This is a genomic window from Kitasatospora sp. NPDC059462 (genome assembly GCF_042749955.1).
Taxonomy (GTDB): domain Bacteria; phylum Actinomycetota; class Actinomycetes; order Streptomycetales; family Streptomycetaceae; genus Kitasatospora.
The window spans coordinates 23257-42452 of sequence record NZ_JBHYUU010000004.1; the positions used below are offsets into that span (position 1 = coordinate 23257).

The 19196-nt window shown below is 69.3% G+C and carries 27 protein-coding genes; 3 read left to right on the forward strand and 24 right to left on the reverse strand.

All coding sequences use genetic code 11. The annotated features are described in order from the left end of the window. Positions 1–61 precede the first annotated feature (61 nt). Both ACFXAM_RS01935 and ACFXAM_RS01940 read left to right on the forward strand, forming a co-directional pair. Positions 62–892, forward strand: coding sequence for a helix-turn-helix domain-containing protein (locus ACFXAM_RS01935; protein WP_380287025.1), 831 nt, complete (start codon positions 62–64; stop codon positions 890–892). Further along, on the forward strand, positions 889–1098 hold the full coding sequence (locus tag ACFXAM_RS01940) for a DUF397 domain-containing protein (RefSeq protein ID WP_380287026.1): 210 nt from the start codon (positions 889–891) through the stop codon (positions 1096–1098). Before ACFXAM_RS01935 ends, ACFXAM_RS01940 begins: the two co-directional genes overlap by 4 nt. 51 nt (positions 1099–1149) lie before the next feature. Here ACFXAM_RS01940 and ACFXAM_RS01945 read toward each other — a convergent pair whose 3' ends face one another. From ACFXAM_RS01945 to ACFXAM_RS02025, 17 genes are all read right to left on the reverse strand, one after another. Next, positions 1150–1533, reverse strand: a complete 384-nt coding sequence (locus ACFXAM_RS01945) for a hypothetical protein (RefSeq protein ID WP_380287027.1) — start codon at positions 1531–1533, stop codon at positions 1150–1152. Further along, the gene (locus ACFXAM_RS01950) at positions 1530–1874 is read right to left on the reverse strand and encodes a hypothetical protein (RefSeq protein WP_380287028.1); all 345 of its coding nucleotides are present in this window, start codon (positions 1872–1874) and stop codon (positions 1530–1532) included. The genes ACFXAM_RS01945 and ACFXAM_RS01950 overlap by 4 nt, the downstream gene beginning before the upstream one ends. After that, complete coding sequence (locus tag ACFXAM_RS01955) at positions 1871–3052, reverse strand: hypothetical protein (RefSeq protein WP_380287029.1); 1182 nt, start codon at positions 3050–3052, stop codon at positions 1871–1873. The genes ACFXAM_RS01950 and ACFXAM_RS01955 overlap by 4 nt, the downstream gene beginning before the upstream one ends. Beyond that, positions 3045–3263 carry a hypothetical protein gene (locus ACFXAM_RS01960; RefSeq protein ID WP_380287030.1) on the reverse strand — a complete coding sequence of 73 codons (219 nt, stop codon included), beginning with the start codon at positions 3261–3263 and terminating at the stop codon, positions 3045–3047. The genes ACFXAM_RS01955 and ACFXAM_RS01960 overlap by 8 nt, the downstream gene beginning before the upstream one ends. 244 nt (positions 3264–3507) lie before the next feature. Then, complete coding sequence (locus ACFXAM_RS01965) at positions 3508–3888, reverse strand: hypothetical protein (protein WP_380287031.1); 381 nt, start codon at positions 3886–3888, stop codon at positions 3508–3510. Next, entirely contained in the window at positions 3885–4232 is a 348-nt protein-coding gene (locus ACFXAM_RS01970; RefSeq protein ID WP_380287032.1) for a hypothetical protein, read from the reverse strand. The genes ACFXAM_RS01965 and ACFXAM_RS01970 overlap by 4 nt, the downstream gene beginning before the upstream one ends. Then, the gene (locus tag ACFXAM_RS01975) at positions 4229–4696 is read right to left on the reverse strand and encodes a toprim domain-containing protein (RefSeq protein WP_380287033.1); all 468 of its coding nucleotides are present in this window, start codon (positions 4694–4696) and stop codon (positions 4229–4231) included. The genes ACFXAM_RS01970 and ACFXAM_RS01975 overlap by 4 nt, the downstream gene beginning before the upstream one ends. A gap of 31 nt (positions 4697–4727) precedes the next feature. Then, positions 4728–5144: a CHC2 zinc finger domain-containing protein gene (locus ACFXAM_RS01980; protein WP_380287034.1), complete on the reverse strand. Its 417-nt coding sequence runs from the start codon at positions 5142–5144 to the stop codon at positions 4728–4730. Continuing rightward, positions 5141–5284, reverse strand: coding sequence for a hypothetical protein (locus ACFXAM_RS01985; RefSeq protein ID WP_380287035.1), 144 nt, complete (start codon positions 5282–5284; stop codon positions 5141–5143). Before ACFXAM_RS01985 ends, ACFXAM_RS01980 begins: the two co-directional genes overlap by 4 nt. Then, the gene (locus tag ACFXAM_RS01990; RefSeq protein ID WP_380287036.1) at positions 5281–5673 is read right to left on the reverse strand and encodes a hypothetical protein; all 393 of its coding nucleotides are present in this window, start codon (positions 5671–5673) and stop codon (positions 5281–5283) included. Before ACFXAM_RS01990 ends, ACFXAM_RS01985 begins: the two co-directional genes overlap by 4 nt. Before the next feature lie 16 nt (positions 5674–5689). Continuing rightward, complete coding sequence (locus tag ACFXAM_RS01995; protein ID WP_380287037.1) at positions 5690–6559, reverse strand: AAA family ATPase; 870 nt, start codon at positions 6557–6559, stop codon at positions 5690–5692. Positions 6560–6625: 66 nt separating this feature from the next. After that, positions 6626–7063 (reverse strand): hypothetical protein, encoded by a 438-nt coding sequence (locus tag ACFXAM_RS02000; protein WP_380287038.1) that lies wholly within the window; start codon positions 7061–7063, stop codon positions 6626–6628. Beyond that, a complete protein-coding gene (locus ACFXAM_RS02005) occupies positions 7060–7182 on the reverse strand; it encodes a hypothetical protein (protein ID WP_380287039.1) in 123 nt (40 codons plus the stop codon). Before ACFXAM_RS02005 ends, ACFXAM_RS02000 begins: the two co-directional genes overlap by 4 nt. Next, on the reverse strand, positions 7179–7586 hold the full coding sequence (locus ACFXAM_RS02010; RefSeq protein ID WP_380287041.1) for a hypothetical protein: 408 nt from the start codon (positions 7584–7586) through the stop codon (positions 7179–7181). Before ACFXAM_RS02010 ends, ACFXAM_RS02005 begins: the two co-directional genes overlap by 4 nt. Positions 7587–7670: 84 nt before the next feature. After that, the gene (locus tag ACFXAM_RS02015; protein WP_380287042.1) at positions 7671–8480 is read right to left on the reverse strand and encodes a hypothetical protein; all 810 of its coding nucleotides are present in this window, start codon (positions 8478–8480) and stop codon (positions 7671–7673) included. A 128-nt stretch (positions 8481–8608) separates the two neighbouring features. Continuing rightward, positions 8609–8851 (reverse strand): hypothetical protein, encoded by a 243-nt coding sequence (locus ACFXAM_RS02020; protein WP_380287043.1) that lies wholly within the window; start codon positions 8849–8851, stop codon positions 8609–8611. 377 nt (positions 8852–9228) lie between these two features. Then, on the reverse strand, positions 9229–9690 hold the full coding sequence (locus tag ACFXAM_RS02025; protein WP_380287044.1) for a hypothetical protein: 462 nt from the start codon (positions 9688–9690) through the stop codon (positions 9229–9231). 16 nt (positions 9691–9706) lie between these two features. On the opposite strand from ACFXAM_RS02025, the gene ACFXAM_RS02030 reads away from it, so the two are divergent. Further along, positions 9707–10138, forward strand: coding sequence for a hypothetical protein (locus tag ACFXAM_RS02030; RefSeq protein WP_380287045.1), 432 nt, complete (start codon positions 9707–9709; stop codon positions 10136–10138). A gap of 49 nt (positions 10139–10187) precedes the next feature. Here ACFXAM_RS02030 and ACFXAM_RS02035 read toward each other — a convergent pair whose 3' ends face one another. From ACFXAM_RS02035 to ACFXAM_RS02065, 7 genes are all read right to left on the reverse strand, one after another. Next, complete coding sequence (locus tag ACFXAM_RS02035) at positions 10188–10403, reverse strand: hypothetical protein (RefSeq protein ID WP_380287046.1); 216 nt, start codon at positions 10401–10403, stop codon at positions 10188–10190. Beyond that, positions 10400–11101 (reverse strand): N-acetylmuramoyl-L-alanine amidase, encoded by a 702-nt coding sequence (locus tag ACFXAM_RS02040; protein WP_380287047.1) that lies wholly within the window; start codon positions 11099–11101, stop codon positions 10400–10402. Before ACFXAM_RS02040 ends, ACFXAM_RS02035 begins: the two co-directional genes overlap by 4 nt. Before the next feature lie 146 nt (positions 11102–11247). Continuing rightward, a complete protein-coding gene (locus ACFXAM_RS02045; RefSeq protein WP_380287049.1) occupies positions 11248–11565 on the reverse strand; it encodes a DUF2746 domain-containing protein in 318 nt (105 codons plus the stop codon). Then, positions 11562–12881: a tail fiber domain-containing protein gene (locus ACFXAM_RS02050; protein ID WP_380287050.1), complete on the reverse strand. Its 1320-nt coding sequence runs from the start codon at positions 12879–12881 to the stop codon at positions 11562–11564. The genes ACFXAM_RS02045 and ACFXAM_RS02050 overlap by 4 nt, the downstream gene beginning before the upstream one ends. Positions 12882–12902: 21 nt before the next feature. Further along, entirely contained in the window at positions 12903–14798 is a 1896-nt protein-coding gene (locus tag ACFXAM_RS02055) for a siphovirus ReqiPepy6 Gp37-like family protein (protein WP_380287051.1), read from the reverse strand. Positions 14799–14828: 30 nt separating this feature from the next. Beyond that, positions 14829–15674, reverse strand: a complete 846-nt coding sequence (locus tag ACFXAM_RS02060; protein WP_380287052.1) for a phage tail family protein — start codon at positions 15672–15674, stop codon at positions 14829–14831. Positions 15675–15678: 4 nt separating this feature from the next. Beyond that, positions 15679–19188: a hypothetical protein gene (locus tag ACFXAM_RS02065; protein WP_380287053.1), complete on the reverse strand. Its 3510-nt coding sequence runs from the start codon at positions 19186–19188 to the stop codon at positions 15679–15681. Positions 19189–19196 lie beyond the last annotated feature (8 nt).

The following is a 19196-nucleotide window of genomic DNA, read 5'->3' on the forward strand; positions in this document are numbered from 1 at the left end:
GTGGCCTAGGCTCGGCAACTGTTCAACTTGTCCTGACGGAAAGTGGAATTGGTGATCCTCTATGAACCGTAAGGAACTTGACCCAACGTCATCGCCACGTGAGGCCTTTGGTGCACAACTGCGCAGTTCGCGGGAGGCTCGGGGGTGGACGCAGGGGCAGTTGGCCGAGGAGACCGGGTACTCCGACAGTTACATCTCAGCCGTAGAAACGGGCCGCAAATCCACCTCGCGCAAGTTCGTCGTCAGGGCAGACCTGGCACTCGGGACCGGGCAGACACTCGAACTGATGTGGATCGGCCTCAAGCACAAGGGCTTCATCGAGGGGTTCCCGGAGCATGCTGCTCAAGAAGCACGCGCGGCTGAGATTCGGATCTTCGAACCGAACATGATTCCTGGACTGTTCCAGACGCGCGCCTACGCCTCAGCACTTGAGGCTGCAGCAGTGGAGCGCGGGAGCAGCACCCCGGACCAGGCCAACGAGCGAGTCAAGTTCCTCGTTACCCGGCAGCGTCTCCTCAAGCGGCCCTCTCCGCCTCAGATTCATGCGGTGATAGACGAGAGTGGCATTCGACGTTCAGTGGGCGATCATGCCACCATGGGTGCTCAGCTCGATCATCTGGTGGAGATGGCCTCACGGCCACACGTGGTGCTTCAGGTATCGCCATTCACTCTCGCCGAGCACGCTCCGTTCAGGTCCTTCGTCACCCTGCTGAGCTTCAGCGACCGATCGGTGGTGGGCTACACCGAGTCGGCCGAACAGGGCTACGTGGTACGCACGGACGAGACGGTCAGAGCATGGGAACGGGCCTACGATCGACTCCAGGCGGATGCGCTGACCAGAGCCGCATCCCTGGACCTAATCCGCAAGGCACGGAAGGAACTGCACCCATGATCGCCCCGGACCTCTCCCGCGCGTCTTGGTTCAAATCGAGCCACAGCGGCAACGGCGGTTCGTGCGTTGAAGTCTCAGCCGACTTCTCCGGCATCGTCCCTGTTCGTGATTCTAAGGACCCGAACGGCCCTGCGCTTGTGTTCCCGGTCAACGCCTGGCGGGCCTTCGTCGCTGGTGTTCAGACCGGCGAGTTCGGCGAGGCCTGACGGCTGGCAAAGGGCCCCCGCTCACGGAGCAGGGGCCCTGGCCTAGCTGGTTCACTCCTCCGCGGCTGGCTCGTCGTAGCCGTCCACGTACGGGACCCCGTTCAGGTGGGCCGTGATCTTTCCGACTCCTCGCTCACACCGGTAGCGGACGCCTCGGCCGGTGACGCCTTGGAGCTCGCCGGCCTCCTCGTCCGGGAGGTCGGCGCCGTACCGCAGGAGGAGGGCCTGGCGCTCGCCGAGCGAGAGCGGCGCGGTGGCCCACCCCTGGCGGATGTCGGCGAGGTGGGCGAACAGCGCGCCGGCGGTCCTCTTGTCGACGGTTCCCTTCGGCATGTCTGCGTCCGGTGCCTGCGGGTTGCGGATGCCGTACGCCGCCTCGGCGTCCCAGACGGCCGGAAGCAGGTGCTCGACGAGCCGTCGGTCGTAGCCGCTCACCGGTCCGCCTTCTCGGCGGCCAGGCGGGCGGCCTCGTACGAGGTGTGACTGGACCGGCGGCGGGCTTCGGTGAGCCAGCGGTCCCGCAGGCGCTGGGCGAGCCAGCGGTGCAGCAGACCGGGGCCGCCGTCGGAGAGCACCTGGCGGGCCTGTGGTGCCCGCTCCGCCATCACCAGGTAGGCCTCCTGGAGCGCGTCGTCGTACTCCAGGGTGAGCCCGTAGTCGCGCGACACCGAGCGGGCGACCGCCTGGGTGACGCTGTCGACCTGCGGCTCGGAGAGCACGGACCAGTCGACCGCCGGAGCTTCGACCGATTCGAGTTCTGCGAGATGCAGCATCATCGGACCACCTCCTTGACGGGGGTGTGGCCGTCCTTGGTGATCGCCACCATCAGGCCGGGGGCGCCGGTGGTGCCCTTGGCGTGCCGCCACCAGGTCGACTCCGACTCCATCGCGGGAGGCTGGAGGAAGGTCCGCGGGCCGTCGGTGTCCACGTGCTCGTGGTGAAGGTGGCCGGCCAGCAGGAGATCGGCCTGGTGCATCGCGGAGTGCTTGTTGAACGCCTGCCCCTTCCACCAGTCGAAGTGCTTGCCTGCCCGCCACTGGTGCCCGTGGGCGTGGGCCACGGTGGTGCCCGAGCAGTCGACGACCACGGTCAGTTCGTCGGTGTCCGGTACGAAGAACTCGACGTGTCGGAACTTCTCGGGCGCCAGGGCGGCGGCGTCCTTCACCGCGATCAGCGACTCGGTGTCGTGCGAGTCGTCGTAGCGGGTCACGCCCTTGCCGCCGAACCGTACGGCTTCGCCGTGGTTGCCGGGGACGGCGGCCATCGTCACTCGCTCAGCCAGCGGGGCGTACGTGAGGAGCGCATGGAGCATCACGCGGCGGGTGAGCCGGATCTGCTCGGAGAGGGTGAGCTGGGTGCGCCAGGCGTTTGCACCGCCCTGGGACTGGAAGCCTTCGACGTGATCGCCGAGCCACCCGATGTGGACGTGGCCGATGCTGAAGCGGCCTCGGTAGAGTTCCAGCAGGTCGGCGGCGCGGTTCAGGCAGTCGATCGTGCGCTGAAGGGTGCCGGCTGGCCCGTCGCCGTCGACCTTGCCGAACTGCATGTCGCCGAGCGCGATCACGTACGTGTGGTCGCCGCCGGTCAATGCGTGGGGCACCCACGGCCTGTACGTCTCGACGGCGGCCAGCAGCTCGTCCAGCGGGGGGCGTTCGCCTTCCGCGCTCTTGGTGCGGCTGAAGGAGAACCGCGTGGAGACGCCGAGCTCACCGTTCGGAAGCGTCCATTCGGAGCTGCGGAAGCCCGTGGCCTGCCAGTCGGCCGGGTCGAGGCCTTGGGTTCGCAGGTAGGCGGCGGCGGAGTCCTCGGTGACGGTGTCGGCGGCGCCCTGGACGGTGATCTCGGCGGCGTCGCCGCTCACCTCGATCTGGCGGGTGAAGTCGGCCGGTCCGGAGCGGGGTGCGACGGCCGGGCCGACGGGCTTGGAGAGGAGTTCGTCGAGCAGGTCAGTCACTCGGGCTCGCTTCCTGGCGCAGGCGGCGCCGGTAGGTGCGGATGGTGGAGGCGGACACGTGATGTCCGTGTCGGCCGAGAATCCAGACGATGTCCTCGGCGACGGTGTTCTGGAGGAGATGTCGTTCGAACGCCTCCCTCTCGGGCCCGGAGAGGGCGTCCCAGATGGACTGGAGGCGGGGGCCGGGCGTGCCCGGCAGGCCGGTGCTCACCAGCCCCGCCGAGCGCGGTAGGCCCGAAGTGCCTCGTTGCGCAGTTCCAGGACCTTGCTCATGGGCCTCGGCTGGGCCCGGCCGACAGCCTGCCTGGCCTCCGTCTCAGACCAGGCGGAGCCGCCGTGCATGCCCGAGAGGTGATCGCGCAGACGCGCCCTCGCGCCGGGAAGATCGCCCACGATGGGTTGGATGTGCCCGCAGCCGCGTCCCTCCAAGAAGTCGGGGCAGGTCAGGACACTCGTCACTCGGCCTCCTCGGGGTAGACCAGGGCGAGGCCGCCGTCGTACTCGTACGTCCCGTAGTAGTGGCAGTAGGAGCGGGACGACCAGGCCTCGATCAGATACCGGCCGGGGCGGAGCGCGATGGAGTCGAACGACGGCTGGTCGCCGGGAACCGCTCGGCGGAACCACCAGTCCAGCCCCTCGTCCTCGTGGTAGGCGACGTCGCATCCGATGTCGCCCCGCTCGTTGAGGCATGCGTCCGTATGTTCGACGGTCAGTGCGTCCTCTTCCTCGTCCTCGACGAGGAGCCAGTGCGGCTGGCCGCTCGCTGGGATCTTGCCCGGGTAGATCACCTTGCGGTCGTCCGGGGCGGGGGCGTCCAGGGCCTCGAAGATGTTCATCCTGCCGCCTGATCGAGCTGCTCGACGGCGGCCGTGGCGAGCGCCGCAACCTGAACCAGTCCGGCACGGGCGACGGCGGTGTCCGCGGTGGCGATGGCGGCGTTCAGGGTGGCGAGGAGTTCGGCGTCCCAGCCCGGCCGGCCGGCGAGGCCGCGGGTCGCGGCGATGTCGGCCCACCGGTCGGCTTCGCGGCGGTGGTGAAGGCGGGCACGGTCGGGTCGAAGGCCGCCGCCGAGCGGCCGGGGGTCGTCGCCCAGGAGCTGGCGCTCGGCTCGGACCTCGGCCAGGACTGCGGTGGTCGGGTCCTTGCGCGCCGGGCGGCGCTTGGTGGTCGTCTCGGTCACTTCGACTGCTCCTTCTCGTAGATGTCGTGGAGGGCCTGGAAGCCGCCGGCCTTGTAGGTCTCGCTCACGTCGCCGACGTGCAGCCGGAGCCCCTTGGCGGACCGCAGCGCGCGGCAGACCTTGGAGGTGAAGTTGGCGCCTGCGTCGTCGGGGTCACCCCAGATCCAGACCCGGGAGAAGCCGGCGAGCATCCTGCGGTGGCGGCCGAAGAACATCTCGGCTCCGGGAGCTGCGACTGCGGGCCAGCCGGCCTTGCGGAGGATGATCCGGTCGAACTCGCCTTCGGCGAGGTGGATCTCGTCGCCAGCGGTGTGGATCGAGTCGACGCCGTAGATGCGGGGCGGGTCGCCCGCGAGGGTGTTGTACTTGCCGTGTCCGTGGTCCCGGTGGGGATGCTCCTCCAGGCAGCGGAAGCGGATCGTCAGCGGCTGGCCGTCGCGGTCGAGGTAGGGGATCGCCAACATGTTCCGGTAGCGGCCGTGGCCCGGGTGGGGGTCAGCGACGACGCCAAGCCGGTACGTATCCGCCTCGGCCGGCCCGATCCCTCGATCGGCCAGGTACTGTGCGGCGGCTGGCGTAAGAGCTGCCTGATAGCTGCTGGTTGCCTCCTCCAGCATCTCGCGTTGCGAGGGCGAGAGAGGCCGCAGTGGTTCGCGCTCCGGCAAAGTCGGTGCTCTCCTTCATCATGATCAAGCTGTAGGAATCCCCGCCCTCGCCGCAGGAGTGGCACTTCCAGAGCTGCCGGTCGAGGTGGTAGCTGAGGGATGGGGTGCGGTCGTCGTGGAGGGGGCACGGAGCCATGCCGATCGAGCGCTCCGGGTTGAAGTCGACTCCGTAGTGCTCGAAGACGGCTTCCAGCGTCGGCCTCAGGTCGTCTTCGCGACCGCTGTCAGGGATCTGGTTGAGCCTCACGGGAGCATCCACTCCAGGTCAGCCATGTCGATGTCGAAGAGCTCTTCGACCGCGAACAGGTGCCGGGCGTCGAAGGCCGGGTCTTCGAGGGCGTCGAGGAAGGCGTCGATCGCGAGGGCATCGTCGCGAGGTCCGATCACGCCGCCTCCGGCGGGAGGTCGAAGTACTCCTCGACGGTGGTCAGGACGTACGCCTTGCGCCAGCTCGCGCCTCGGCGGCGGACCGCCACGACCACGTCCACGTCGTCCGGATCGAGGCCGCGGTGTCCGGCGAAGTTGTGGCGCTCGCGGAGCGCCTCGCCGATGAACTGCCCGGGTTCGAACTTGGCGTTCTTGGCCTCGATGACGAGGAACGGCCGGCGCCGGATGGGCGCCAGCCACCGGACGACGTGGTCCCCCTCGTCGTCCTTGCCCGCGAGCCGGAGACGCTCGATGTCGAGGTCGGCACCACGGAGGCCGTCGCGCAGCTCGCTCTCCCAGCTCGCACCGCGCCGCTTGTTCCTGCGGTTTCGAGCCGCAACGTCAGTCAACTCTTGCAATCCTCGCTCACTTCAGGGCGTCGAGCGGCGACCAGGAGCGCCGGGACGCGGGTGGGGTGATCGGTTCGAGGCGCGGCTCCAGCGGGGAGAACCGGGTGCTCTCGGGGTGGCAGCGCAGGGTGGCGTACCGGCGGGCGGTCGGGTCGCAGGGGCCCATGCGGGCCTTGATCACCGCGATCCGGTACTCCAGCGAGGTCGGGTCCAGCGCGACGGACAGGGACAGCTCCGGCTTCTCGCTGAGACCGCCCTTGACCTGATCCCTGCTGGGCGGCGCCCAGGGGTCGCTCTTGGCCTCCCAGCTCTTGTCGCTGGCGTGGTGCAGGATGATCACGGTGGCCCCGGTGGCGCGGGCGAGTTCGGTGACGCCGGACATCACCGCCATCTGCTCGGCGTAGTCGCTCTCGGCGTTCTCGAAGTCCATCAGGTTGTCGAAGACGATGACCAGCGGATACGCGTCCCAGAGTTCAACGTACGCCTCGATCTCCTCGTCCACGGCCTGCCAGGTGATCGGCGAGCCGAAGGCGAAGGTGATCCGGCTGTCGGCCAGGGCGTCGATGTACGCCTGCCGGTGCCGGCCGCCGGCCGCCATCCCGGCCGAGACCATCTCCGCCGTGTCCCCGGTCGCCATGGAGGCCAGCCGCGACGATGCGGTGAAGGCCGACATGTCGGCCGAGAAGTAGAGCGTGGGGAGGCCCATCTGGGCCGTCCAGTACAGAGCGAGCCCGGACTTCTGGGTGCCGGACCGCCCGGCGATCATGATGACCTCCCCCTGGCGGGGGCGGCAGCCGAGGTTGTAGAGGGCCCGGAAGGCCTCAATGCGGGGAAGCTCGCGGCCGGTCTCGGCGTGCAGGGTCAGCGAGCGTCCAGGGGTGAGCACTCGTACGGCTCCAATCAGGGGAGGGGAGGGGGCGGCACGGTGGCCGCCCCCTGCTGCCGGCCGGTGTCAGTCGAAGTCGGGCGCGCCGCTCACCGCGGCCTGCACGGCTGCGTCGCGCTGCGTGGCGTAGGCGATGACCTGCTTCGTGATGCCGGGGTCGGTCACCTGACGCCAGACCCAGGCCGGGTTGGCGCCGGGCTTCTTTGCCGGGACCTGGTCGATGGTCACCAGAACCGCGCTGCCGACAACGCCTTCGAGGTCGCGGGCGAGGACCGTCTGCTCGATCCGCTGGCCCTGGCTGACCTCGGGAGTGAAGGACTTGAGCTGGTCGGGGGTCTTGAAGACGGTGATGTCCGCCAGGACCGAGTCCTTCGGGCCGTTCGGGGTGGGGCGCTGCCGCTCGAATCCGTTGACCTCCAGCAGGATCGCGACGGCGTCCTTGCACTCGGCCGGCTTGAACCAGCCGCCGTTGGCGGTCGGGAGGGTGTTGAGGGCAAACGTCACTGGCTATCTCCAGCCTGCCGGTACACGGCGTAGGGGATGGGGGTGGTGGTGCGGGGGGCGGTCAGCGCGCCGACCGCAAGGGCCGCCGCGACGGCGGCGACCAGGAAGCGGCGGCTCACGCTGCCGCCTTGAGAGACCTGCCCCGCGCCTTCCAGGCGTCCATGACGGCCGGATCGGCGAAGGCGGCCTGGTTGGTGGCCCAGAGCTCCTTGAGGGCCTCCACGTTCGGACACCGCTCGATCAGCTCCAGCAGGCCTCCGGCCGGGTTGGCCGGCGCGGGGCCGGCAGGAACGGACTTCGCGGGGGCGGGCTGCGGGACGATCCGGGCGTCGAGGCCGCGGACGAGCATGGTGGTGCTCTGCGCCGTCCGGGTCGCCTCGACGACGAGCTCGCTGAGAGCCAGTCCAGTAACACTCTCGCGATCGAATCCGAAGTAGGTTGTGATGTCCTTCTCGACCTGCTCCGGCGAGCCGCGAAAGACGGCCCAGCTGTCCTCGAATCCCTTGCCGTACTTGATGGTCACGGTGATACGGCCCTCGTCGGCCACGCGCACAACCTCTCGTGTGATCGGGGCCGGCGCCCCGCTTCGCTAGTCACACTATCGCAATCAGGTCGCGAAGGGAAACTCGATCAGGGCACCCCTGCGCGACCGCATGCGGCGGATATCCAGGGCGAGTCGGGCCGCCTCCCAGCCCAGACGCAGATCGGCCCAGTAGAGCGTGCATCGGGCCTCGCCTGCGGGCAGGTGGATGATGATGCCCCAGTCCCTGCTGACGCGCGGCAAGGGGGTGTAGGCCGCCGCAGCGGAACTCGGCGACACCTCGGTGCGCTTCCATGCTGCGAGCGCCTTGGCGTCCCCCTGGTCGACGGGATGGACGGCGTGGTCGTAGATCTCGCCGTGGGCGTACACCGCGAGCTGTGCCGCCATCTTGAGCCCGCCGTACTCCACGCTGCCCGTCTTCAGGTCGCCGATGAACAGGCCGTCGACGAACCCGCCGTCCGGGCCGGGGCCGCGGTAGCGCAGTACCCGGTCGGCCGTCCCGCCCACGCCGAGCGCGTCGATCACGACGAACTGTTCGACCGCCACCACCTCGAACGCGCTGGTCGCGATCTTGTAGGCGGCCATGTCCGCCAAGTCGGCCGCCGACGCGCTGGCCGGCAGCGCCTCACCCCGGTCGACGAACTCGGACAGTAGGTGAAGGTGGGTGCCCTGCTCGCGCCGGTCGTTGGCCCCGGAGACCTCCACCGCCCGGCCGACGGCGAGGTCGAGGGCCGCGCGGCCCTCTCGGCTGGCAGGGTTCAACTCTCGCAATCCGGTCAGCAGCGAAGGCTGGCGCGCCGCGCCGACCAGGGTCATGCGCTTCCCCCAGGATGCGAGGCTCGTCTTGTCCTCGATGCAGTCGATGAAGGTGGTCACCCTGGTCAGGCTCCACGGCCGCCCGCCGGCCTTCGGGATCACCAGGGGGCGCCCCCTGCCGTCGCGCGGGACACCCTCGTGCGTCGGCAACGTAATCAGATTCAGTGACACTCGCTCACTCTCCAGGGTTAGGCCGCGGCCTTGAGGTACAGCCTGATTCGGCCGTCGTCGAGGATCTCCGGCTCGCACTCGTCCTGGTCGAGCAGGCTGAGACCCCACCGTTCAGCGAAACCAAGCACGAAACGAAGATCGGCTTTCCTGTGCTCGGATTCCACTGTTATGTGGAAGTCGAGCAGACTGTCATCAATGTGGAGCCATACACCACCAGGGGTCAGCTCGGTGGCGGTCGCCGCCAGGTGGCTGCGCTGCATGCGCAGGCTCCTCTCCCCATCGCGCCGAGCGTCGGTGAACGGCGCAAGAAACTCACTCGTGCAAAATTGTACGTTGAGTAAGGGGATGGTCAACTCGCTGAATTAATTGAGTCATGGATCACAGGCACCCCCCTGGTGTGCCGGCCAACGAGCTGTGGACAGCCTGCCACTCGGCTCTGACAGGAGGTGCCAGCTCGGCGCCTGTCAGTGGCTTCTGCAAGACTGTGGAGAATGGAGACCGAGCGAGGATTCCGCGCAGCGGGGGACGCAGTGTGCCCGCCTGCGCGTGGGCTGTCTAGGCCGCTGAGCTGGGGCAATCCAGGCGGCGGCGCTGGGGCGCTCGGGGTAGCAGAAAGGGCCCCAATCTGGGGCCCCTATCAGGCGTTGCCGTCGGCGGGAGTGGCCTTGACCCTCCGGGGGGCCCGGATGAGGTCATTATCCTGCTTCTCGCGCGGAACATAGAAAAATCCGTCGTCCGTGTCAGGGACGTAGTGGACGACCAGTTTGTCATCCCTCAGCATCTGCTTCCAGGAGTCCAAGCGACTCTGGTCCACCTCGCTGATGTCGCGGCCTTCGCGCAGTCTGGCTTCGAACCTAAGCATCACCACCGGATAGGCCCAGCGGTGTTCCATCCGAACTTCCCAAGGGATGAGATTCTCATCTCTGGCAATCTTGCGCGGCAAGCCATTGCGAGCCCGGAAGGACGCCCACATTGAGACGGTTGTCTCTATGTTGTACTTCTCGCGGTACTTCGCAACCATCCACTTGTAGTCACGGCCCTCATCGACCAGCCAGCGAATAGCCTCCGCCCTGTCTTGCACCAAAGTCTTGGCGGGCATGTCATCCCCTTCTCAAATGAACCCCCTCACGGCCCAGTGTCTCGGCCGTACACTCAATCTCTACATTGACATGCGAGAGTTGAACAGGTCAAGCCACGGAGGGCGTGCAGTGGTAGAGGTGACAGTCCTGGTCTGCAACAAGTGCGAGCAGCTCGGGAAGCCGGTACGAAGTTACACTATCGCAGAGGGTGATCGGAAGCGGAGGGTCGACCTCTGCGAGGACGACGGCCGCCTCGTCGAGGAGCTGATGGCCACAGGCGAGCCTGTCGAACAGGAGCCAGCCAGCTCCGATGCTGCTCAAGCCCCGGCGAGGAAGGCCGCCCCCGCGAAGAAGGCGGCCTCGGCGAAGAAGACCAGCGGGGCCAAGGGTGCGGCCCGGAAGTCGGCTCGGCGAGGCGCGCAGACCCTGACGCTGGAGGAGATCGAGGCGCTCCGCTTCAAGGAGTAGGCGCGAAGAAAAGGCCCCACCGAACCAAGGGCTCGGTGGGGCCAAGATGCTACTCGGGGTCGGACTCATCCGGGGCGACGACGCCCAGCGCGGTCAGGATCTGCACCGCCAGCGCGATCTCCGGTCGGTCGGCGTACGCGACCGCCAGCGCGGAGACGATGACGCCGATCAGCGCGAGCACGGCGCCGACACGGGAGCGGTAGCGCACCGGCAGCAGGCTCACCAGGGTCACGGGCTTGAAGCCCGGCGGGGTCAGCTTGCTCATCGGCCGGCCTCCTGCTGGAGCAGAGTGAACCCGCGCGCTCCGATCGCGTAGTCCTTGGAGATGCCCCGGGACTTCAGGTCCGGGTGCCGGTCATGGAAGCGCGCCACGGCGTTCTGGGTGGCGGGGCCGTAGTAGTCGGTCACGGCGCCGGGGATCGGGCCGTAGCCCGTCTTGAGCAGCAGCTCCTGGAGCTCGCGCACCTGCGGGTGCCGGGCGCCCGGCTTCACCCCGGCCGCCAGCGGCACCAGGCCGCCAGCGCCGCCACCGTCGCCCGGGGCCGGCATGCCTGCCTGCACCCAGGAGTACAGCCGCCGTCCGGGGCACTCGGTGGCGAAGCCGTCCTTGTGGCCGCGCATGGCCAGCGTCCGGCCCGTCTTAGCGGACGCGAGGTCGTACAGCGCGCGGGCGGAGCGGAGGGCCGCGTCGGAGGGTGCCTGGTCGCCGCCGACCGCGATCTGGACCCCGATGCCCGAGCGGTTGTGGTCAGGACAGTGTGCGCCCTGGAGGTTCCAGCCGCGGCCTTCGTAGACGGCGCCAGCCTGGTCGATGACGAAGTTGTAGCCCACGCCAGCCCAGCCGTTGCCCAGGTGCTCGCGCTCGATGGCCCGAGGGACGTCAACGCCGGTCCGGCCGACCGGGTGCGCGCCGTCGTAGTGGATGAAGAACTCGGTTCGCGCGTCCAGCGGGACGGTCGCCACGTTGCTGGTCCACGGCTTCGCGCCCCAGGCGCCGCGCGAGATGATGTTGATGCTCAGTGTGTGCCTCCAGGCAATGGGAAAGCCCCCGCCGTCGAGCGCGCGGGGGCATGTGGACGCCGGCCCGTTCGATGGCGGGCGGGCGGAGGTCAGGCGGTCTGGTTCAGGTGGGAGTCGAGCCGCTCGGCGACGGCCAGGCGTTCGGTGCGCTCGTGGGCGATCTCTCCGCGCAGACTGGCGAGCTCGGCGTTGTGGCGCTCCTGGCCGTCGAGCACAAGGCCGAGGCGCTCGATGACGTGGTCGAGGTCATCGCGCAGGTTGGTGCCGTGCGAGTTCGCCACCTGGTCGCGCACTTCGGCGACGGTGCTGCCTTGACGGCGCACGAGTTCGACAAGGACGCCGACCAAGGCGGCGGTGATCGCCCCGCCGGCCGAGACGAGTGCCACCTGGACGGTGGGCTCGATCACGGCGCGGTCAGGCCTTCGACGAGGCTCTCCAGCTCCTTGATGCGTCGCTCCTGGTCCTGCACGACCGGCAGCAGGGCGAGGCCGAGGAGGTCGTAGCGGACGCTGTCGATCTTGCCTTCCTCGTCGCGCACGACGATCTCGGGCAGGGTCTCGTCGACCTCCTCCGCGATCAGGCCGACCTCGTCGCGACGTCCTTCGATGTGCTCGCCAGCGTCGTTGACGGTGGGCTTGCGGTCGTAGATCCGCGGCCGGAGAGCGAGGACGTTCTGCGGGCTGATCTCGATGTCGCGGACGTTCTCCTTGAAGCGGATGCTCGACGTGTTCCGGCAGAAGTTGTGGTTGCCGTCCACCCAGACTGCGTACCAGGTAGAGCCGGTCGGTCCGTAGGAGTGCGGGCGGTCGGAGCCGTTGGCCCGGTTGATCGTGCCCCACGATTCCAGGTACTGGCCGTGCCAGTGGTCAGTCGGAGGGAACTGGCCCGGCCTGCCGAGGATCTGGTCCCACCAGTGTGCATGGGCCGACGGCGGGAACTCGCGAGGGACGCCCAGGAGCTGGTCGTACCAGTGCTGGTGCCAGGTCGGGTTGAACTCGCCCGGCCTGCCGAGAATCTGGTCCCACCAGTGCGCGTGAGCGGCGGGCGGGTAGTCGCCCGGCTTGTTCGAGATCTCGTTCCAGGAGTGGCCGTGCGGGGTCGGCGCGAAGGCCGCAGGCTTGCCGCCGATCGAGTCCCAGGTGACCGCTGGGGCAAGGGTGGTCCAGGCGGAGCCGTTCCAGAACTCCCAGGAGCCCGAGGTCTTGTTCAGGCCGAGCGCGCCGAGGCGAGGGGCCGCCGGCCGGGTCAGGGCGGTCCAGGCGCCTACGCGTCCGCCGACGAACTGGCGTGCGTCCAGCACCTGCTCGGCGGTGATCGTCGTCCCGGACGCGCCGACCGCCACGGTGGCGAGGGGGATCTCGTAGATGCCGGTGTCGGTTTGGGTGAGGGCCGGGGTGCCCGTGCCCGGGCTGCCCTTGACCACGCCGATGGTGATGGCGTTCCCGGCCGGGTCGAGCCGGAGCACGACGCGGTCGATCCGGCTTGCGGTGTCGGCGGCCGGGATCGTCACGACCTCGACCGCCGTCGACTGGATCGCGTGGCCGCGGACCAGGGCGAAGCCCGGTGCGACCTTCACGGTCATGCCGGTGCTGTCCGCCGTGACACGGAAGGCCGGGGAGTCGGCGGAGGCCGCGATCCCGCTGTCCTGCAACTCACGGAAGAGGTGGCTGTACTGGGTCTCCGTCGCGGCCTGGCCGTCGAACGGGTAGGAAGTGATCGCCAAGAAGGGTCTCCTTTCTGCCGGTCAGATCACGGCGCCGCCCTCGTCCGCGATGATCAGCTCGGATTGGGTTCCGACCAGGTAGCGCACGTTGCCGTTGGTCGCTGCGGGCAACCGGCTGTTGAGCGTGACGCCGATGGTGACCAGGCCGGCGGGAGGGTTGTTGATGTAGAAGTCGCTGCACAGGCCGAGTGAGGTCCGGCTGTCGTCGTTGAAGGTCGTGGAGTAGATCTCGCCGACGGCCTTCCCCGTGTCGGCGGTGATGGTCGTTCCGGAGGCCCACCGGACGGCGGTGACGGCCTGCTGCTTGGCCTGGCGCACCGTGGCCAGGTTGTCGCCGATGTTGTCGGTGTCGACCGAGGCGATTCGCAGGCTGACGCGGTAGACGCGCTTGGCCTCGGCGGTGAACGTCTGGGTGTAGACGACGGTCGGCGCGTCGCCGACGTACGGCGTCTCGCTCAAGATCCTGATCGTGACGACACCGCGAGGGGTCCGGTCCTCGAACGCGACCTTGCGCCAAGGCCCCCAGCCGCTGTTGTTGCCGCCGCGCACCCATTCCTCGTGGGGGCTGGTGGGGGAGTGCACCATGCTCCACCACTGGCGGACGTCGTTCCCCGGCCAGTGGCGGGTGGTGACGAAGCCCCACTTGCCCCCGAAGTCCCAACCTCCTTCGGTGGCAACCGTGTTAGTCAGGTAGAAGCAGGACTCGCCCATCGGGTAGGCGGAGGGGTGATCGCCCTGACGGTGGGCACCGAGTTCCAGCATCCGCGCGCCTGCCGGGGGCATCTCCGCCTTCCGTTCCAGGGCGGACACACGCTGTTCGGTCACCTGGGCCTTCTGGCGGCTGGCGGCGCCCGGGTCGAAGCCGACCGGGTCACCGATCAGCGCACCGGCCTGGAAGCCCGCCTCGTCCGCCTTGATGAGCAGGCCGGTCACTGTGGACGTCAGCTCCTGGCCGCCGACGACCACCGTGACGTGGTCGCCCATGCCCCAGTCGACGCCGAGCCGCATGGAGCTGTCTGCCACCGGGACGGCCTGAATGGCGGTGGTGGTGGCGCCGCCGTCTGCGAGCGCCTCGTCGCCGGCCTGCCGGAGCTCGGCGGGGTCGGCGGCCTGGCGCTGGTCGACGAACTTCTCGATCCTCCGGCCCCACTCGGCTTCGGCCGCGATCGAGGCTGCGTTGTCGGCCGCGAGGATCGTCCGGGCTTCCAGGTCGCCCTGACCGCCGACCAGCACGCGTGTCACACCGGGCGGGGAGACGGCGACGCGCTGGCCGGCGAGGGTTCCGGCCTCCACGTCGAGGCGGATCTCCCGGGAGCGGTCGGTGACGGCGTAGGTCTCGAAGACGAGGTTGCCACCGCGTTGGACGACCCGGAAGCCGAGGCTGGCCGCAGTAGCGATCTCGGTCAGGAGTTCGCCGAGCACCGGGAAGCGGGCCGCCTTCGTGAGGACGGGCCCGCGCCCCCGGCTCCTCCCCAGGACCAGCCCGGCCTTGCGCCTGGCCGGAGGGGCTTGCGGGCCGCAGTTGGCAGCGACGTAGTCGTGCAGCAGTGTCTCGGCCGGACCGGTCCTGGTGTCGTGGCCGAGCTGCTGGCTGCCGGCGTCCGGGTTCGATGGTTCGGGCCAGGCCAGCATGTCGGCCAGGACCACGCTGTCCGAGACGCCTTCGAAGACGACCGATCCGCGGCGGTCCTCGGGGGTGGCCGCGTACTCGGGCCTCGTCACGGGGCCGGACATCAGCACGTCGTCCGGGCCGGTGACGATCAACCCGGCCCCCGGGGTGCGCAGGGCGTCCGCCAGCGGGTGCTCCATCGGCAGGGTCAACTTCCAGACGCCGACGTTGTTGAAGGCGTCCCGGAGCTCCAGGGCGAGGTCTTCGGGGCGGATCAGGCCAAGGCGGGCCAGGGAGCGGTTCCGCACCTCGACCGTGAGGTCAGAGAGCTTCAGTGGTCAGATCACCATCCAGCGTCGGGCCCGCCAGGAGCAGGAGATTCGGGACTCGGCCGTGGTGTCCTGGAGTTCGGCCTTGGCGGTGGACGTGCCGGGCGGGACCGTCCAGAAGCGAGGCGCTGGTGCCAACTCGGCGTACCTGTTGGCTCCCTTGCCGTCCACGACGGTCGCCGCCCTGGTGTCGATGATCAGCTTCTCCCCGGCGGCCAGGGTGCCGGTCCAGCGCAGTTCGTCCCCGGTCGGCGAGGCCACGTGGAGGTCGCGGCCGGGGCCGAGAACCTCCCAGACGGGGTACGCCGCCACGTCGCCGTCGTTGGTCAGGCTGATCGTGCCGATGGCCTGAGACGCGGCCACGGGCAGGGCCGCCAGCTCGGACAGGAACGAGCGGGTTCCGGCGTCGCCCCGGACGGCCTGGGTGGTGACCGTCGAGGCCGTGAAGAACGGGTCACCGGCCCTCAGCGTGAGAACCATCTGGATGTCCCGGCCGCCGTCGAGGGTGTACTCGCCGCCGCCGACGCGCTGGACCGTGGTGGTCCAGCGGCTGCCGTCGTCCTCCACCAGGGCGAGCGTGCACTCGGCGGTCAGCAGCCGGGCGAGCCGCCCGATGAGTTCCCGCAGGTGCTTGCGGTCGCGTCCCACGATGTCGAGGGGGAGGTCGATGTCTCGGCCGAGGACGCGCTTGCTGCGGTACCGGGAGCCGTCGCCCGCTCCTTCGAGCCACTGCACGGTGACGGGCGGAAGGCCGAGCCCGGTGGCGCCGGCCGTGGCCTGGAAGCCGAAGCCGGTCTCGGCGACCTCGTTCAGGTTCAGGTCGTCGAGGTCGCCCTCCAGAAGGAGGGTGGTCATGTGCTCACCACCCCATCCGTGCCCGGCCCGCCGCCGTGAAGAGGTCCTCTTCGGCGCCGAACGAACTGCCGGGTGCTGCGTAGTAGTTGAGGACCTTCGTGACCGAGGCGCCGGACTTGGCGCCGAGGCCGTCGGCGACGGCCGTTGAGGCGGCGCGGGCGGCGCGTGCGTAGTCGGCGATGCCAGGACGCGAGGTGATCGCGTCGACCGCGTTCGCCACGCGATCGGACTCGCTGGCGATGCCGCGTGCGAAGCCCAGGCCGACGAAGCTGCCGAGCTTGGTGAAGACCCGGGAGGGGGAGTGGATTCCGAGGTCGGCGCGGACCCTTTTCACCATCGAGTCGGAGATGGCGGACATCTGGGCTTCGACGGCGGCCTGCTGGCTGGCCAGGCCCTGCGCCAGGCTCTCGCCGAGCGAGGCGCCGTGCGCGTACATCTCCGAGGTGGGGATGTCGGTTCTCGGGATCGTGTCGGTGAGGTCGGCGAGCGTGCCGCGGACCGAGCCGTACCCGGACTGCAGCCCGGTGACCAGGCCCTGGATGATCAGGCGGCCGGCGCCCCGGAGCAGGATGCGGTCCTTCTTCGGCGGGCCCTTCCAGTCGGTCAGCTTGCTGGTCAGGTCGCTGAGCGTGCTCTTGACCGAGTCGAACTTCGACTTGATGCCGTTGACCAGGCCCTCGATCAGCGACTTTCCCGCGCCGATGAGCGTGGAGCCGATGTTGCTGAGGGCCTCAGCGGCCTTGCCGGGGAGCTCCTTGACGAGGCTGACCGCCGAGGAGACGCCGGACTTGACGACCTCGGTCGTGGCGGTCCACGCGCTGGAGCAGGCGTTCTTGACGGCGGCCCAGCCCTCGTCCCAGAGGGACTTGATCAGCCGGAGGCCGTCGTCGATCAGGCCCTTGAGCCCGGTCACGAAGAACTGGCCGCTCCCCCGGATCGCCGCCCAGATGCTCTCGCCGAAGGCCTTGATCGCGCCCCAGGCGGCTTCCCAGCCGCCCTTGATCAGCGCCATCCCCTTCTTGAGGATGCCGGCCATCGCGAGGACGAGGACCGCCTCGAAGATGCCCTTGATCAGCTCCCAGATGCCCTGGAAGAGCTGCTTGACGCCGTCCCACATCCGGCCCCAGTCGCCGGTGAAGAGCCCGGCGAAGATGTTCCAGATGCCGAGGATCGCGTTGACGACGCCCCGGAAGATGTTCTCGACGGCGTTGATCGCGGTGACCAGCGTGTCGGCGAGCATCTTCGCGACGAACTCGATGGCCGGCGCGAGGACGGGCATCAGGAAGTTGACGACCGCCAGCAGGGCTTGAAGGAGCGGCTGCGTGGCGTCCGCGAGCGCGGCGAAGGCCTCCGCGAGGGGCGGCAGGCACTCGGCGATGATGTTCTGGAAGACCTCGATCAGCGGGGTCAGGATCGCCGTCAGGAGCTGGAGTAGGACGGCGATGACCGGCTGGAGCGCGGTCATGATCGTGACCCACGCCTGGGCCACGACGGCGAGGATCGGGCTCAGCCCGGAGACCAGCTGCTCGATCAGCGGCGCGACGGCGGCCAGGATCTGGCCGAAGGTCGCGGCGACGAGGGGCAGGACCGCCGAGAGCGCCTGGAAGGCGGCGCCCAGCAGGTCGCCCACGACGGGAACGAGCTGCTGGAAGAACGGGGCGAGCTGCTGGAGGGCGGCGGTGAGGGCGCCACCCAGGAGCTGGATGATCGGGATGATCGTCGGCGCGAGCGCCGTGAACGCCGCCGCGAGCGGGACGAGGGCCGCCGCGACGAGCGGGCCGAGCATCGCCGCGAAGGCGCCGACGACCTGCATCAGGGCGCCGAGCGCCTGGCCGACCGGCGCCATCGCGGGGGCCAGGGCGGTCACCGCGGCCTGGAGGCCGGCGAACATCGCCGTGACCCCGGCGCTTACGGCGGGCTGGGCCAGGGCCGAGGCGACGGCGTCGAGTGCCGTCCCGATGGTCTGTCCGACCTGCGGCAGAATCGTTTCTGCAAGCGCGCCGAGCGCGATGAACAGCGCCTTGACCGCCGGTCCCGATCGGGTGGCGATCTCGTTCATCGCCTCGTGGGCGGCGCGGAAGACGTCGGTCAGGCCGGACTGGAAGCCGGGCGAGTCGACCGTGGTGTGGATGCGCTCCAGCGCGTCCGCCAGCGTGCCGAGCGTCGAGCCGCCGGCCGCCTCGGCGGCGCGGGAGATGCCCGCGAGAATGCCGCCAGTGTTGGAGAGGACCGACCCCAAGTCCTTGAGGGACTGGATACCTTCGTCGATCCACCCCTTGAGCCGGCCGTCGCCCTCGGAGGCGGTCAGGAACGCGGAGAAGCGCTCCGAGATGTCGACGAACCACTGCGCGAGCGCGGGCAGGTAGCTCGTGCCGACCTTGCCGAGGACGGCGATGATGTTCGCGAAGGCGCTGGTGCCGGCCGTCGCGATGTCGATCGAGGACGCGAGGTCCGCGAACATCTGGGTGAGCGCCGGATTGAGCGCGCCCTGGAGGGACGTGGCGAGCCCACCGAAGAAGCCGCCGAGCTGGTCGGCGGTCTTGGCGACACCGGCCGTGAACTCCGGGAGGAGCTCGTCGACCATGGCGCGGATCGGCTCCGCGGCCTTCGCCCAGAAAGACTTGCTGATCGTGTCCTGGAGGGCCGAGAGCTGGCTCTTGACCTCCGGGAGGACCTTGTTGAAGTCGCGGAACGCTGCGACCGTGACGCCGAGCCCGACCGCCATCCCGCCGAGAAGTCCGGGCAGGAGCAGGGAGGTCGCGCCGATCTGGGCCAGACTCGCCGACAGGGCGGCGAGGTTCGAGGCGGCCGAGATGCCCCATCCGGCGAGGCCCGCGATGGCCAGCGCCAGCGAGCCGATGACCGGAACGCTCTTGTCGAGGTTCTTCAGCGTGTTCCCGAGCCGCTCGAACATGGAGCTCAGGACGCGGTAGCCGGAGAGCGCGGCAAGGCCGGCGGCCACCCGGGCAACCGCGCCGTCGTCGAGCTCGGGCAGGATTGGGACGGTGCGCGGCCGGGTGAGGACCTGGAGGCGCGCGGAGACGGCGGCGCCGGCACCGTTCGCGATGTCCAGGGCGACGGTGACCTTGAGCGGCGACACATCATCGGCCCAATCCTGAAGCTGGCGCTTGGCCTTGTCCGCAGACTGCTGGTCGAGCTCCAGCTCGATTCGGCCGGTCGCCTTGAGGTCGTCGACCTCGAACCGCGCCTTCTGCCCGTTGGCCTTGAACTGGAGCTCTCGGACCGCATTGCGGACGGCGGTGGCCATCCCGTCGGTGGAGATCGTGGTGTAGAAGCGGATCTTCCGGGCGTCCATCTGCCGGTTCCGCGCGTTGATCTTGCGGAGCTCGGCGACGAAGTCGCGACTCGCGCCGGACATGTCCACCTTCGTGGACACGGTGAGCTTGAGCTGGCGCTCGATCCGTTCGAGCTGGGCCCGAGCGTCCTCCTTGAAGTCGGAGGTGTCCGGCATGACCTTGACGGCCACGCGGCCGACGACCTGGCTCTGTGCCATCGCTCACC

Excerpts from the sequence above, each read along its gene's own strand:
- ACFXAM_RS01935 (WP_380287025.1), top strand. The coding sequence starts at position 62 with ATGAACCGTAAGGAACTTGACCCAACGTCATCGCCACGTGAGGCCTTT.
- ACFXAM_RS01940 (WP_380287026.1), top strand. The coding sequence starts at position 889 with ATGATCGCCCCGGACCTCTCCCGCGCGTCTTGGTTCAAATCGAGCCAC.
- ACFXAM_RS01950 (WP_380287028.1), bottom strand. The coding sequence starts at position 1,874 with ATGATGCTGCATCTCGCAGAACTCGAATCGGTCGAAGCTCCGGCGGTC.
- ACFXAM_RS01965 (WP_380287031.1), bottom strand. The coding sequence starts at position 3,888 with ATGAACATCTTCGAGGCCCTGGACGCCCCCGCCCCGGACGACCGCAAG.
- ACFXAM_RS01975 (WP_380287033.1), bottom strand. The coding sequence starts at position 4,696 with ATGTTGGCGATCCCCTACCTCGACCGCGACGGCCAGCCGCTGACGATC.
- ACFXAM_RS02020 (WP_380287043.1), bottom strand. The coding sequence starts at position 8,851 with ATGCAGCGCAGCCACCTGGCGGCGACCGCCACCGAGCTGACCCCTGGT.
- ACFXAM_RS02025 (WP_380287044.1), bottom strand. The coding sequence starts at position 9,690 with ATGCCCGCCAAGACTTTGGTGCAAGACAGGGCGGAGGCTATTCGCTGG.
- ACFXAM_RS02030 (WP_380287045.1), top strand. The coding sequence starts at position 9,707 with ATGAACCCCCTCACGGCCCAGTGTCTCGGCCGTACACTCAATCTCTAC.
- ACFXAM_RS02035 (WP_380287046.1), bottom strand. The coding sequence starts at position 10,403 with ATGAGCAAGCTGACCCCGCCGGGCTTCAAGCCCGTGACCCTGGTGAGC.
- ACFXAM_RS02060 (WP_380287052.1), bottom strand. The coding sequence starts at position 15,674 with ATGACCACCCTCCTTCTGGAGGGCGACCTCGACGACCTGAACCTGAAC.
- ACFXAM_RS02065 (WP_380287053.1), bottom strand. The coding sequence starts at position 19,188 with ATGGCACAGAGCCAGGTCGTCGGCCGCGTGGCCGTCAAGGTCATGCCG.